Raw genomic sequence first — 13,489 nt, 5'->3', positions numbered from 1 at the left:
CCTAAATCTCTAGCGATGTAAGGCAAGGCTATGGCAGTGCCAGAAATGCTACTTGGCACGACAAATACGCTCAAGAGAATGCTGAGTAATATGAGGTTTTTATGCATTTGTATTAATACTCCTTTATATTTTAGTAAATTTTCATATTGCTATAAAAAGATTTATTAAAAAATATAATATTTTATATTATATTTTTATTAGAGTCAAGTATGAGAAAAATTTAAAATCTTTTTATTATTTTCCCTTGACTTAGACTAGCTCTCATCTTTTATAATCTCAAATGCAAAGAATCTAAAAAAGATTTTCTTAATACAAAAATTTAAAGGAGCAAGTATGCAAGACAAAAATAGACGAGAATTTTTAAAAACAGGAGCGAAAGTCGCTGGTGGAGTTGCACTAGCTGGTATGGGAGTTAATATGCTTTTTGCGAATTCTGGGCAAAATACACAAGGTGCGACATCGCTAGGAGATTCTAAGATAGTATTTAAGCCCGGAGAAAGAATCCCAGCAAAAGGCTATGCAGCATTTAGCAAAGACTGGAAATTTAAGCCTTATACTTTCACTCGTCATCCTTTGGGACAAAATGATGTGCTAATTGAAATTCTATACGCTGGAATCTGTCATAGCGATTTGCACGCTGTAAGTGGCGATCACGGTACCCCAGTTTATCCTATGGTGCCTGGTCACGAGATTATGGGTAAAGTCGTGGTAGTAGGAAGTAAGGTTCGTAAATTTAAGGTTGGCGATTATGCCGGAGTGGGCTGTATGGTGAATTCTTGTGGAGAATGCGAGGCGTGCAGAGCAAGCAGAGAGCAGTATTGCACCAATTCTAAGACTGTTTTTACCTATAATTCCAAAGATGTATTTCATAATAATGAAAACACCTATGGCGGATATTCTAATAACATCGTGCTAAGCGAGAAATTTGCTATCAAAGTACCTAGGAATGCCGAGATTGAGAAAGTCGCACCACTTCTTTGTGCCGGTATTACCACCTATTCGCCTATAATGTTTAGCAAGGTTTCTAAAGGGCAAAAGGTTGCTGTGGCAGGGGTTGGCGGACTTGGACATATGGCTTTGCAATACATGGTAAAGCTAGGAGCTGAAGTTACTTGCTTTGATATTGTGGATAAAGAAAATGCGTGCAAGGCCTTGGGGGCAAAGGAATTTGTCAATGTCAAAAGTGCGAGATTTAAAGAATTTGCTAATACTTTTGACTTCATCATCTCAACAATCCCCTATCATTACGACATCAACGCTTACCGCGCAATGCTGAAATTTGGCGGGGAAATGGCGATTGTCGGGCTTCCTTCACATAAAGATGCACCTAGCCTAGATTCGCAGACTTTCATCTGGCAACTCCAAAATAAAAAGCTTTATAGCTCACTCATCGGCGGTATTAAAGAAACACAAGAAATGCTAGATTTTTCGGTGAAAAATGGCATTTATCCTAAGGTGGAGATTATAAGCATCACAGACTTAGATTCTGCGTATAAAAAGGTGGCAGAGGGTAAGGCTGATTTTAGGATTGTGATTGATATGAAAACTTTGGTTTAAAGGAGCAAACAATGGATATTTTTGAAAAAGACAAAAGCGGGGCATTGATAGATATGAACGACCCCGAATTTGAAAAGATTTTTGAAGTTATTAGCAAGACACAGGCTTTATGTTTTGAGCTTAATAGCAAATGGCACACTCAAGAAAGAGCAAGAGAGATTTTTGAGGAAATCATAGGGCAAAAGTGTGAAGGAAATGCGTGGATAATGCCGCCTTTTAATGTGGATTTTGGACGCAATATTAAAGTGGGTAAAAACTTCCTTTTGCAACAAAACTGCACCTTTATGGATAGAGGTGGCATAGAGATAGGCGATGATGTCTTTATCGGACCAAAATGTAATATCACAAGCATTAATCACGATTTTAATCCTTATAACCGTCAAGCCACCTTTTGTAAAGGCGTGAAAATCGGCTCTCGTGTATGGCTTGGAATCAATGTAACAATCTGCCCGGGCGTAAGCATAGGAGATAATTCTATCATAGCTGCTGGAAGTGTAGTAACCAAAGACATACCTGCAAATGTTATCGCTGGAGGTAATCCTGCTAGGGTGATAAAAAAATTAGATTCTGATACAAAGATGTAAAAGCATTCTGTCTAAACTTATACCTCACACACAAAGACATATTCTTTATGCTCTTTAAAGCTTGTCTTTGTGTCAGTCTTACCACTATTAAAGGCTTTGAAATGATACTCGTGGATAGAGGTTTTGCCTATTGTTTCTAAGAGAATTTTGAGTTCATTAAGGCTTATTCTTGTATTGCTTCTGGCATTTGCACTATTTGTATTATTATATGTCATCACTATATATCTTGTGTAAGTTTTAAGAGAATCTAATAAATCTTTGAGGGCTTCTTTAGCACCTACCTTGCAATATTCACTCATATTATTTACTTCTGGCTTTTTAGCTATGCCATAGAGAGTTGGCTTATGATTTAAGGTAAGGGTTTCTAGTAAATGATAAAATCTAATATATTGTCTTGAATTATAAGGTGGTCTAAAAATGCAATATCAATAGAGGGAGCTATATCATTAAGAGAGAGAGTATCAATAAAAAGTGATTGTTTATCATTCTTACTTTGTGAAAAAGATAGAGTCTTATTCTTATGAGATATTGATTCTATTTTATTCTTTTTGATGAGATTGTGTTTTAGGGATTCTGTGGTTAGCATTGTAGAATCATTAAGATATTTGTAAGACTGCATTGTAAGCTCTTTTGCTAAGGTATTTTATAAAAATGCTTTAGAGCTTAAATAATTCGCAAGGATTTATTTTAAACTGTAGCATTTTAGCACTATCTCTGCCACCATCGCCACCCTTTCTTTGCATAGTGATTTTTCCTATTTTTAAACTCCCTTGAGGACTGAATTCTACCTCACCGCTATAAAAATTAATCACTTCATTAATGGGCTTTAAAACCCACTGCAAAGATTCTAATCTCAAAATTACCAAAAACCACTCACTAGCAAATTGTCCTCTACCTTTTAGTATATCATTGATTATTAATGCTTGATTTTGCCTAAAGTATTGTAAAATCTTTTCTTGTTCACTAATACTAAATTCATTAAAAAACATTCGCCTTGTATCTTTTGGATTTGCTATCTTTGGAGGAATCTCACCGACAAAATACTGTAAAATCTTATAAATATCGCTAGGAATATTCCATAATCCTTTATAAGATTCTAGCCACCTTTTATCAATTTGATTAAAGCCTTGTGGATTTGAGGCTAGTTTTACTTGGATATTTTGCACATCTTGTAGTTTTTGAAGTTTGATTTGCACTAAAATCACAACCTGCACATCAGCTTTAAAAGAACCTTTGATTTTAGTGGCATTGACATTTTCTATCTCGCTTAAATTATATCCCATAGCTTTTAGCCACTCTTGTGCTAAAACTTCATTTTTCCAATTATTAAAGATTTCTACTACGAAACTTTCATTTTTAAAGCCCTCTTTTGCAGTCCTTGAGCCTAATTCTACTTTATCCATTGTAATTCCTTACAGTATTTTTAATAAAGTATTAGCGATATGTTCTATAACATTTACACTCATTGCATTACCGCATTGTCTTAAAATATCGCTAGTCTTTAGATTCTCTATCTTTTCATTTAAATTTTTTATCTTGTTGAAACCTTGCAAATTTAATGCCTCCAAAGCACTTAATTTATATAAATTATTTTGATATACATAAAATAATCCTTGCCTATCTCGCCTTAATGTTGGAATCTTATTTTTATAAAGTCTTAAATCACTCTGTCTTGTATCAAGCACCAAAAAATCTTGTTTTAGAATTTCTTGCAAATTAAATTTACTTCTGTTGTATTTGTTTTCTAAAAACTTCAAAAAGGTTTGATAAGTTACACAAGTAGCATTAAAAATATTTTCTTTTCTAGGATTTAAAAAGTCTTGTAGTTTTGTTTCTTTTTTAAACAAATCATTGTCTAAAAAAGAAAAACTCTTTTTACTCTCGGTTCTTAGCCCCACAAAATATATTCTCTCTCTGCTGTGTGCTAAACCAAAATCAAGACTATTTAGCACCTTAAAGCTTACATTGTAGCCACAGGATTCTAAAAGCCTTAGAATCTCTTTTAGAGTTTCGCCCTTGTTGTGATTTACAAGCCCTTTGACATTTTCCAAGATAAAAGCTTTGGGTTTTTTTGCCTTTAAAATTTCTGCTAGATAGAAAATGATTTGCCCTTTTTCTTTATTTTTCAAGCCCTCTCTTTTCCCCACTATGCTAAAGCTTTGACAGGGAAAACCAGAAATTAGCACATCAAAATTTGGTAAGCTTATAGGATTTATCTTGGTTAAATCCCCAAATTCTATTTCACTTTGGGTATCAAAAAAGCTTTTGTAAGTTCTTATAGCCTCTTTATCGATTTCGCTAAAACCAAGACATTTTAAGCCATTAAGCTCCAAGCCAAGCCTACCACCGCCAATGCCAGAGCAAAAATCAATAAAGGTCATTTTTTAGCTCCTTATTATAAAGCACCTATTTTACTCTCTTACTTGTGTTGCTTCATCGGCTTCTTCCCAAGATTCCAAATTTGCTATTATTTCTTTTGAATCTATCTCAAAATTTTTAGCTTGAAGTATCGCTTCTTCTTCATTTTGTGCTTCTATTTCATATTCGCAATACATAGAATAAAAAATCCTTACATTATATTTTTCCATATAGTTCCTCTAAAAATCAAATAACTCTTGAGCTTTTTATAAGTCCCAATTCCTCACAAATCACACCATTAATAGCAAAAAGCCCAAATTTCTTAGCCACAGACTCTAGTAGTCTTTGACACCAAGTCTCTGTGTAGCTACCAATGAGAGAATTTCGACTTTGCAAAGTTGGAATATTTTCTTTTACTTCTTTGGGGATATAGGCTAGATATTTTTTGTCAATTTCATAAAATATATCTTTTTTAGTAGCAAATCCACCTTGTAGGGCATTTTCAAAAAAGGCTATCTCATCTTGTATTGTCCACATTTATATCCTTTGGTTTACGTAATGTGTAAAAGCTTGTATTATATCAAAATTACATTATTTTTCTAAAAGTTCTAAATACCGAATCTGTAAGCTAGAATCATTAGCCCATACTTCATTTTCTTTGGCAGAGTTAAACAGCTCATTAAAAAGTAGTAGTTGTGCCTCAAAATTATATAAGACTTGCTTTACTCTGTTGCTTGTGTTGCCAAAATAACTATATCGCATCGTTTTCCTTTAGAACTCAAAATATATGCTTATGGAATCTCTCATAAAATATCCTTAATAATTTGTTATTAACACTTCCTTAGATTCTAGCCTTTTTGTTTGATAATTAGCATTTTTATAATCAAATGCCAAATAATGCACTCTCAAATGAGGCTTAGAATCTAGCTATTCTTGCAGGATTGTGTGTTCTTTTCCTTTATGACTTAGCACATTTGAAAGAGCAAAGTGAATACCTTTAGAATCTAGCTCATTGAGTAAATCTAGTAAATCCCTCTCATCACTTTGCTTCCAAGCCTTATTTTCATTATAAGGAGCAGTGGCAAGTAAATAAGGTGGGTCAGCATAGACAAAGATTTTAGAATCTTGACTCCGTGTTAAGGTTAATAGTGTTTTTCTAAAGTTGCATTCGTGCTTTTGTGTATCTTTTTCTTGCAAGGCAAAAGATTTTAAGATTTCCCTAAAATCAGAATCTACAAGCTTTATATCATAGCTTTGCAAAATTTGTATAAAAAGCCTTAGCTTTTCTTGCATTTTAGCATTAAAATCCCTCTTGCCACAAGGCAGATTAAATTCATCTTTAGCATTAAAGCGGATTTGATTATTAAAGCTAAAGACTATCAACACAAAGAGCTTTAGTATGTCTTATCTTGATTATACGATTCTTTAAGCCTTATAAAGCCTTGTTTATTATACTGTGATAGTCCTTTGCTACTATCGCAATTATAGAATGTATAGCCATATTTAGAGCTATTTGAAAGACTAAAAGATTCTATAATATCCCAAAGAGTGCTAAAAATCTCACTCACACTATGATTTTGTAAATACCTTAAAAGTGTTATGAGTTCTTTTTGTGAATCATTCAGGATAAGCTCTTTTATCTTACAAAACCTTGCTACATTAAGCCCTACATTTGCCCCGCCACAAAATAAATCTATAAATATATCTATATCTTTTGGAAAAAGTGGGAGAATCTGTGATAATAATTTATACTTACCACCGATGTAGTTGAGGGGAAAGGAGATAAAGTTTGTTGTTATAACATTATATTGAGATTGATATGTTGGTAAAGAATCTTGCAAAACCTTATATGTCTGTGTCATTTCCTATGCAGCCTTTCAAATAGTATCATTATACCAAAACAGCCTTAAAAATTTTATTCCCCCTTGACTTAGACTAGCTCTCATCTTTTATAATATGTGTAGAAAATCCATAAAGGTTTTATTGAGAATCTAAATTTTTAGAATCAAGGATTTTCTAAATATCTTTTAAGGAGTATGCTATGAAAAAAGCATTATTTGTATTTTTGTTTTTAGGAGGTATGGCTATGGCAACAGATTCGCAAAGTATCACAAAAAGTGGTGAGCTAGGTGGTTTTGAGGGTAATTCCCAAAATTTTAGTGGTAAGGTAAAAGTATCTATGATGTTTAAATCAGAATCTTGGCGAGAGATGATAGGAGCATTAGTAGAATTTGATAAAAACGCTAGGAGTGCGTGGCATACGCATACCGCAGGACAGACACTCATCGTAACAGAGGGTGAAATACTCACAAAAGTTCCCGGACAAAAAGCAAGTATCGCTAAAAAAGGCGATGTGATTTCTTGTCCGCCAAATGTAAAGCATTTCCACGGAGCAACTGATAGTAGCAAAGGTGCTCATATCGCAATCACACAAGAAAAAAATGGCAAAAACACAAATTGGCTAGAGCTTGTAAGTAATATAGAATACAAAGAAGCACTTAGTGAGGCAAAGAGTAGAAGTGTGAGATAGTGCAAATTTAAGTAAAGTCCCCCGCATTATCTTGGGGGATTTGCAAAATTTATTTAAGATTTTCTTTAAAAAACTCTGCTATCTTAGCAAATGGGATTTTTTCTGCATTGTCATATAAATCCACGTGATTTGCGTCTTTTATGATTAAAAGCTCTTTGTTTTTACCCTTTAGCTTTTTGTAAGCATCTTCGCTAAAATACCTACTATGTGCCTTTTCTCCGTGAATGACTAGCACAGCAGATTCTATCTCATCACTGTATGCTAAAATCGGCATATTAATAAGAGAGAGTGAAGATGTGAGATTCCAATTTCCATTAGAATTTATAGAGTGAGAATGAAAGCCTCTTTTGGTTTTGTAATAATCCCAATAATCCTTTATAAATTGTGGTTCATCGCCGCTTAGTTTTTCAGGCAAACCTGCTGCCTTAGCAAAAGTGCCATTTTTGTAATCTAGTGTGCGTTGATTATTAAGAGACTTTTTTAACTCTAATCTTGCTTTAGAATCTATAGAGTCATTATATCCTTTTGCATTTACCCTAGTCATATCATACATTGTAGATGCCACTGTTGCTTTTATACGCGTATCCATAGCAGCAGCATTTAATGCAAAGCCTCCAAAGCCGCAAATTCCAAGAATTCCTATTTTACTAGAATCTACCATTTTATGATTTGCTAAAAAATCCACTGCTGCAGAGAAATCCTCTGTGTTAATATCTGGTGAGGCTACATTTTGTGGCAAATTTTTGTTTGCTAATGCACTCTCACCGGTAAATGATGGATCAAAAGCTAGAGTTATAAAGCCCATCTCTGCCAAGGTTTGTGCGTAAAATCCCGAAGCTTGTTCTTTTACTGCGCCAAAAGGTCCGCTTAAAGCAATGGCTGATAATTTAGCTTTAGCATTTTTAGGGATATACAAATCCCCCACCAAAGTAATGCCATAGCGGTTTTTAAATTTCACCTTTTGCACCTCTACCTTATCGCTTTTAGCAAAAACCTTATCCCATTTACCTTGTGTGTTTGCCTGTGCCATAGTAACACCTCCTACAATAAATGCTCCTAAAAGGAGTGTTTTGAAAATGTTAAAACTCATCGAAGTCCTTTATAATGAAATAGCTTTTAGATTTATCGAAAATGTATAATCTAAAAAACTTCAAGAAAAATTATAAAAGATGAGAGCTAGTCTAAGTCAAGGGTGGAAATGATTTTTTGTTATAATATAAGTAAAATATGAAAAACAAATGCATAAAATGGCAAACATAGAGGATAATTAAAAGGTGGTGCAATAATGCAAGTAGTGAAATTTAAAAAAGAAGTAGATGTAGATAATTATGTCAGAGAGACATTAAAAAATATTGGGCTAGAGTTGGGTAAAGATTTTTTTGATAAAAATGCTAGCGATTATCTGAAAAATGCCCTTAAAGGAGCTAGCAAAACAAAGATAGCTAAAGGCAAAGGCACACCAGATTTTACAATAGAGTGTTACAATATACCTGTGATTATTGAATGTAAGCTTGGTTTAAATAAGCTAGAAAAAACTCTAAACAACACCATAGATTTAACTCAAGGTTCTACCGAAAAATATGCCTTAAATGGTGCTTTACATTATGCAAATCACCTAATAAAAACCAATAAATATAAAGAAGTTATTGCCATAGGTGTTGCTGGGGATAATTCAGAAAATATTGCCTCTAAAATACTCTATGTCTATAATACAAATACTTACACAGAATCTAAAAGCAAAAACTACAGCTTTTTAGAAAATGAAGATAGTTTTAATGCTTTTTATGATGAAATAATATTAAGCGATGAGCAAAAACACAAATTTTTATTACAAAAACGCGAACTCATTACCAAACACGCAAAAAATCTTAATAAAATAATGAACGACTACAGCATTTCCACACACGAAAGGGCACTTTATGTTGCTGCTTGTCTCTTAGCACAGCAAGATATTACTGATAAAAATGGCAAAGTTTTAGTAAAAGGCTTAAAAGAAGATGACCTAAGTGGCACAGAAAACGAAAAATTCAGAGATTCTATAAAAATTAAAGAACACATTGAAAAATTCCTACAAAATAAGGACTTACCAGAAGACAAAGTTGCTTTAATGATAAGTGCCTTTAGCAGAATCTCAACTAACGCCCTAAGGGATAGACCAAAAGAGGAAAACCATAAATTTTTAAAAAATATTCTAAAAGATAAAGCTAGTATAAATAAGCAAGTCTTTGTCTATATTTACGAAAATATTTTTAAAGAAATCAATGTGCTTAATAAAAATTCTAAATTCTACGATGTCATGGGTGAGCTTTATAATGAATTTTTAAAATATGCTATGAACGATGGCAAAATGGGTATTGTGCTAACCCCATCTTATGTTACTAAAATGATGGCTAAGATTTTAAATATCAATGAAACTTCGCGTGTAATGGACTTAGCTACAGGCAGTGCTGGGTTTTTAATCTCTAGTATGGATTTAATGATGCAGTGTGCTAAGGCTAACCCTACAAAAAGCATAAAAGAAATCAATCAAAGCATAAAAGAGTTAAAAGCCACCCAACTACTAGGTATAGAGGAAAATACTGATATGTATGCCCTAGCTACTACAAATATGATTTTACGCGGTGATGGCTCATCGCAAATGATTCAAAATGATAGTTTTGATAATGCTTTGGATTCGGTATTAAAAGAATTTAAAGCAGATAGAATCTTGCTTAATCCACCCTTTTCTTATCGCGAAAATGGTATGCCTTTTATACAAAGAGGTTTAGACAATATGCTTCCTTATTCACTAGGTGCTATCATTATCCAAGATTCTGCAGGAAGTGGCAAGGCAGAGGATACAAATAAAGCAATCTTACAAAAACACACTCTACTTGCTAGTATTAAAATGCCAACAGATTTGTTTGAGCCTATGGCTGGAGTGCAAACAAGCATTTATATTTTCCAAGCAGGTATTCCACATGATTTTGAAAAAGTAGTGAAATTTATAGACTTCAGAAACGATGGCTACAAAAGAACAAATAGAAATTTAGCAGAGATAGATAATCCTATACAACGCTATGAGGATATACTACAAATTTATAAAAATGGCTTGAATGCTAAAGTAAAAGCACAATGGAATCTAAAAGAGATTTATATAGAGGACTTTATCAGCGATAAAGGCAATGATTGGAATTTCGACCAGCACAAACGCATAGATACAAAGCCCACACTAGAGGACTTTAAAAAATGCGTAAGCGAGTATCTAGCGTGGGAGGTTAGCAATGTGCTAAAAAATAATGCCAAAGAGGATTTGCGGGGAAAATACTAAGCCCCCGCTTGAGAAAGCTTGAAGAAAATTTCAAGCAAAGCGGGGGCAAATGGCAGGAATTTAGAATCGGCGATTTGTTTGAAAAAATTAAAACAAAGAAGCTTGAATTTAAAGCTCAGGATTTAAAAAATAGACGAGATGAAATTTACAATCTACCAGCATTAACAGCAGGAGTGGAAAATCAAGGTTTAGCCTACTATGTGCCTAGAGAAAATGCCACAATATTAAAAAATGTTATCAGTGTTTCTGCTAATGGAGCAAATACGGGTGTTATGTTTTATCAACCAAATGATTTTACAGTATTGCAAGATAGTTATGCAATAAAGTTTAGATATAAAGAATTGTCGAATTCACAATACTTATTTTTTGTAGCAGCACTTCAAAAATCTATTAGATTTCAGTTTGACTGGTCTAATAAAGCTGGTTGGGAAAAAATAAAAAATAGGTTTATCTCCTTGCCCGTGCTTACAAATGGCGAAATAGCCTTTGAGTATATGGAATCTTATATTAAAGAACTCGAGGCAGAAAGACTAGAAGAACTCGAGGCATATCTCTTAACTACTGGCTTAAAAGATTATAAGCTTACAGAGCAAGAAAAAGTAATTTTGCAAGACTTTGCAAAATTACAAAATGAAAATTCTAAACGGGGGGGGGCATTTAGTAGCCTAGAGGATTATTTACTCTATGGTGGCTCTCTTTTAGATTCTAAGAAACAAAATTTCATCACTCACGCTCTTTCTTGCCTCACACAAAGGGCTTTAAAAAGCCTTGATACTAGCAAATGGCAGGAATTTCCTTTCTATGAAATCTTTATCTATGAAAGAGGAAAGCGTTATAAAAAAGCAGATCATACAAGTGGCAAGATTCCCTATATATCCTCATCAGCATTTAATAACGGCATAGATAACTATGTATCCCCGCCCTCTTATATGAAAATTTATACAAATAAACTCACTCTAGCTAATAGTGGTAGTGTTGGGACTTGCTTTTATCACCCATATAGTTTTGTGGCATCGGATCATTGTATGGTGATATGGCTAAAAGATAAAGAGATGAATACACATATTGCTTTATTTTTGTTGCCTATTTTTGAAAAACTAAAGGATAAACACGATTTTGGTCGAGAAATAAACCACGATAGATTAATGCAAGAAAAATTTTTGTTGCCAATAGATTCCAAGGGAAATCCAGACTTTGCCTTTATGGAATCTTTCATAAAAGAGATTGAGAAAGAGCATTTTTTAAGCCTCATAGAGTATTATCACAAAGAAATGAGTGCCTACAATGAAGTGTTAGAAACTAACGGGGGGGGCATTAAGCTTTAAGCTAGAGGAGTATTTAAGCTTTTATGAAAGCTATAAAACTACACAAGCACATAGCACGCAACTACAATGGCAGGAAGTTAAAACCCTCGATTTATTTAGTGTTAAATCCAATCCACAATTAAATAAAGATAGCTTTGTGTTTAATGAAAATGCGCCATACCCATATTTCACAAGGACTTGCCTTAACAATGGCATATCTGGATATGTGGAGTATTTGGACGAGGAGCATAAAATCAAGGGCGAAGCTATCGCTGTGGGTATGCTTGGTATGCAGTTTTTCTATATGGAAAAAGATTTTTATGCAGGGCAATTTACTAAAAGCATTTATCCAAAATTTACTTACCCATTCAATGCCAAAATAGCCCTGTATTTCATTGCACAGCTTAATAAAAAACAAAGGATATTTCAAGGTGTTTTGGTAAGGGATTTTGAAAAAACCTTTTATAAACAAAGTGTGCTTTTGCCCCTTTATCCAAATGGCGAAATAGCCTTTGAGTATATAGAATCTTTTATAAAAGCCCTGCAAAAAGAAGCGATAAAAAATGTAAATATATGGAATGAGAAAAAGATAGCCATTGCTAAAGAAATAGCTAGAGATTAGATATAGCATTATTTGCCTTGCCTATTTATACAGTGCTACAAAATTGCTAAAATTATACTACAAAATACACCAAACTTACATTAGTACGTCTAGGCTTTGTATGTGAAACTTAAATGTTTGCAAACTAAGATAAAATAAATTAATGTATAATTCATTATTATATTTCGCAAAGGATATATTTTGGCTACACATAGCACAGAGCAGAGTTTGGAATTCAAAAAAGCCCATTTTTTAGAATCTCTTAAAGGCAAATCCTCATCTTACAAGCGTTATACAAAGTCGCCTTTGCGTTATGGTGGCGGCAAGTCTCTAGCTGTAGGGCTTATCATCGAGCATTTCCCAAATGATATAAAGCGAGTAGTTAGCCCATTTTTAGGTGGCGGTAGTGTGGAAGTAGCCTCTGCTTTGGAGCTAGATTTAGAAGTGAGAGCCTTTGATGTGTTTGATATTTTGGTGAATTTCTGGCAGGTTTTGCTAAAAGATTCTAAGGCTTTATACGAATCTTTACTCAAGCTAGAACCCACACAAGAGAGCTATAAAATCATCAAAGAGGAATTATCAGCCTTTTGGAACGAGAGGCATAAAAATCTTGCAAATAAACCACAAATAAATTTAGATCCTCTTACTTTAGCAAGGGATTATTATTTTAATTTTAATCTAAGTTATGGACCCGGATTTTTAGGCTGGATGAGTAAGATTTACGAGGATAAGAGTAAGTATTTAAAGGCATTAGAAAAATTACAATACTTTAGAAATGCTAAAAATTTAAAGGTAGAATGTGCGAGTTTTGAATACGTCTTTAAGAAATTTTCAGATGACTTTTTCTATCTTGATCCGCCTTATTTTTTAGAGGGCGATTCTAAGATGTTTAAGGGAATTTATCCTATGCGAAATTTTCCCATTCATCACAATGCTTTTAATCACGAGCTTTTAAGTGAGCTACTTAAAAATCACAAAGGTAAATTTATCCTAAGTTATAATGACTGTGATTTTGTGCGAGAGGCGTATAAAGACTTTAAAATTTTAGAGCCTTCTTGGCAATACACAATGGGGCAAGGCGAAACAAGGATAGGCAAAAATAGAATGCAACAAAAAGTAGATAATATCAAAAAATCTCACGAGCTTTTAATTATAAAAGATTAACAAAACCCCAAAAAGCTTTAGGGTTTAATCCCTAAAACTTTTTCTTATTAACATCTTCAAGTATATCAGAAGCTATATTAT

15 protein-coding genes and 1 pseudogene are annotated in these 13,489 nt (G+C 33.5%); 7 read left to right on the top strand and 9 right to left on the bottom strand.

All coding sequences use genetic code 11. From position 1 onward, the window contains the following. The first annotated feature begins 417 nt into the window (after nucleotides 1-417). Entirely contained in the window at nucleotides 418-1,557 is a 1,140-nt protein-coding gene (locus Q0J35_RS08665; RefSeq protein ID WP_297195532.1) for an NAD(P)-dependent alcohol dehydrogenase, read from the top strand. Nucleotides 1,558-1,568: 11 nt separating this feature from the next. After that, nucleotides 1,569-2,141: a sugar O-acetyltransferase gene (locus Q0J35_RS08660; RefSeq protein ID WP_297195526.1), complete on the top strand. Its 573-nt coding sequence runs from the start codon at nucleotides 1,569-1,571 to the stop codon at nucleotides 2,139-2,141. A 17-nt stretch (nucleotides 2,142-2,158) separates the two neighbouring features. Here Q0J35_RS08660 and Q0J35_RS08655 read toward each other — a convergent pair whose 3' ends face one another. From Q0J35_RS08655 to Q0J35_RS08620, 8 genes are all read right to left on the bottom strand, one after another. Next, the gene (locus tag Q0J35_RS08655; protein ID WP_363315726.1) at nucleotides 2,159-2,440 is read right to left on the bottom strand and encodes a hypothetical protein; all 282 of its coding nucleotides are present in this window, start codon (nucleotides 2,438-2,440) and stop codon (nucleotides 2,159-2,161) included. 357 nt (nucleotides 2,441-2,797) lie between these two features. After that, a complete protein-coding gene (locus Q0J35_RS08650; RefSeq protein WP_297195524.1) occupies nucleotides 2,798-3,544 on the bottom strand; it encodes a type II restriction endonuclease in 747 nt (248 codons plus the stop codon). 9 nt (nucleotides 3,545-3,553) lie between these two features. Next, entirely contained in the window at nucleotides 3,554-4,522 is a 969-nt protein-coding gene (dcm, locus tag Q0J35_RS08645) for a DNA (cytosine-5-)-methyltransferase (protein WP_297195522.1), read from the bottom strand. Nucleotides 4,523-4,552: 30 nt separating this feature from the next. Then, entirely contained in the window at nucleotides 4,553-4,729 is a 177-nt protein-coding gene (locus tag Q0J35_RS08640) for a hypothetical protein (protein ID WP_297195520.1), read from the bottom strand. A 16-nt stretch (nucleotides 4,730-4,745) separates the two neighbouring features. Then, nucleotides 4,746-5,036 (bottom strand): hypothetical protein, encoded by a 291-nt coding sequence (locus Q0J35_RS08635; RefSeq protein ID WP_297195518.1) that lies wholly within the window; start codon nucleotides 5,034-5,036, stop codon nucleotides 4,746-4,748. 54 nt (nucleotides 5,037-5,090) lie between these two features. Then, nucleotides 5,091-5,261, bottom strand: coding sequence for a hypothetical protein (locus Q0J35_RS08630; protein WP_297195516.1), 171 nt, complete (start codon nucleotides 5,259-5,261; stop codon nucleotides 5,091-5,093). Between the two features lie 165 nt (nucleotides 5,262-5,426). Then, nucleotides 5,427-5,885: a DNA adenine methylase gene (locus tag Q0J35_RS08625; protein ID WP_297195514.1), complete on the bottom strand. Its 459-nt coding sequence runs from the start codon at nucleotides 5,883-5,885 to the stop codon at nucleotides 5,427-5,429. Between the two features lie 8 nt (nucleotides 5,886-5,893). Next, complete coding sequence (locus Q0J35_RS08620) at nucleotides 5,894-6,361, bottom strand: DNA adenine methylase (protein ID WP_297195512.1); 468 nt, start codon at nucleotides 6,359-6,361, stop codon at nucleotides 5,894-5,896. 224 nt (nucleotides 6,362-6,585) lie between these two features. On the opposite strand from Q0J35_RS08620, the gene Q0J35_RS08615 reads away from it, so the two are divergent. Beyond that, nucleotides 6,586-7,029: a cupin domain-containing protein gene (locus Q0J35_RS08615; RefSeq protein ID WP_297195528.1), complete on the top strand. Its 444-nt coding sequence runs from the start codon at nucleotides 6,586-6,588 to the stop codon at nucleotides 7,027-7,029. A gap of 49 nt (nucleotides 7,030-7,078) precedes the next feature. Here Q0J35_RS08615 and Q0J35_RS08610 read toward each other — a convergent pair whose 3' ends face one another. Then, on the bottom strand, nucleotides 7,079-8,119 hold the full coding sequence (locus Q0J35_RS08610) for an alpha/beta hydrolase (protein ID WP_297195510.1): 1,041 nt from the start codon (nucleotides 8,117-8,119) through the stop codon (nucleotides 7,079-7,081). Nucleotides 8,120-8,314: 195 nt separating this feature from the next. Here Q0J35_RS08610 and Q0J35_RS08605 point away from each other — a divergent pair, with 195 nt between their 5' ends. From Q0J35_RS08605 to Q0J35_RS08590, 4 genes and pseudogenes are all read left to right on the top strand, one after another. Then, nucleotides 8,315-10,339 (top strand): N-6 DNA methylase, encoded by a 2,025-nt coding sequence (locus Q0J35_RS08605; RefSeq protein ID WP_297195508.1) that lies wholly within the window; start codon nucleotides 8,315-8,317, stop codon nucleotides 10,337-10,339. A gap of 8 nt (nucleotides 10,340-10,347) precedes the next feature. Continuing rightward, the gene (locus Q0J35_RS08600; protein WP_297195506.1) at nucleotides 10,348-11,664 is read left to right on the top strand and encodes a restriction endonuclease subunit S; all 1,317 of its coding nucleotides are present in this window, start codon (nucleotides 10,348-10,350) and stop codon (nucleotides 11,662-11,664) included. Between the two features lie 76 nt (nucleotides 11,665-11,740). Then, nucleotides 11,741-12,265: pseudogene (locus Q0J35_RS08595) on the top strand (restriction endonuclease subunit S); the annotation flags it as partial. A gap of 180 nt (nucleotides 12,266-12,445) precedes the next feature. Further along, a complete protein-coding gene (locus tag Q0J35_RS08590) occupies nucleotides 12,446-13,408 on the top strand; it encodes a DNA adenine methylase (protein WP_297195504.1) in 963 nt (320 codons plus the stop codon). The last annotated feature ends 81 nt before the right edge of the window (nucleotides 13,409-13,489 follow it).

The organism is uncultured Campylobacter sp. (genome assembly GCF_944323605.1).
In the GTDB taxonomy this organism is placed as follows: Bacteria; Campylobacterota; Campylobacteria; order Campylobacterales; family Campylobacteraceae; genus Campylobacter_D.
The sequence above is the reverse complement of the archived record's forward strand: the minus strand, read 5'-3'. Positions and strand labels throughout refer to the sequence as shown.

Bases quoted from the DNA above. Each gene is read 5' to 3' on its own strand.
- Q0J35_RS08655 (WP_363315726.1), bottom strand. From the start codon at position 2,440: ATGAGTGAATATTGCAAGGTAGGTGCTAAAGAAGCCCTCAAAGATTTA.
- Q0J35_RS08640 (WP_297195520.1), bottom strand. From the start codon at position 4,729: ATGGAAAAATATAATGTAAGGATTTTTTATTCTATGTATTGCGAATAT.
- dcm (WP_297195522.1), bottom strand. From the start codon at position 4,522: ATGACCTTTATTGATTTTTGCTCTGGCATTGGCGGTGGTAGGCTTGGC.
- Q0J35_RS08665 (WP_297195532.1), top strand. From the start codon at position 418: ATGCTTTTTGCGAATTCTGGGCAAAATACACAAGGTGCGACATCGCTA.
- Q0J35_RS08635 (WP_297195518.1), bottom strand. From the start codon at position 5,036: ATGTGGACAATACAAGATGAGATAGCCTTTTTTGAAAATGCCCTACAA.
- Q0J35_RS08615 (WP_297195528.1), top strand. From the start codon at position 6,586: ATGGCAACAGATTCGCAAAGTATCACAAAAAGTGGTGAGCTAGGTGGT.
- Q0J35_RS08630 (WP_297195516.1), bottom strand. From the start codon at position 5,261: ATGCGATATAGTTATTTTGGCAACACAAGCAACAGAGTAAAGCAAGTC.
- Q0J35_RS08620 (WP_297195512.1), bottom strand. From the start codon at position 6,361: ATGACACAGACATATAAGGTTTTGCAAGATTCTTTACCAACATATCAA.
- Q0J35_RS08610 (WP_297195510.1), bottom strand. From the start codon at position 8,119: ATGAGTTTTAACATTTTCAAAACACTCCTTTTAGGAGCATTTATTGTA.
- Q0J35_RS08660 (WP_297195526.1), top strand. From the start codon at position 1,569: ATGGATATTTTTGAAAAAGACAAAAGCGGGGCATTGATAGATATGAAC.
- Q0J35_RS08650 (WP_297195524.1), bottom strand. From the start codon at position 3,544: ATGGATAAAGTAGAATTAGGCTCAAGGACTGCAAAAGAGGGCTTTAAA.
- Q0J35_RS08605 (WP_297195508.1), top strand. From the start codon at position 8,315: ATGCAAGTAGTGAAATTTAAAAAAGAAGTAGATGTAGATAATTATGTC.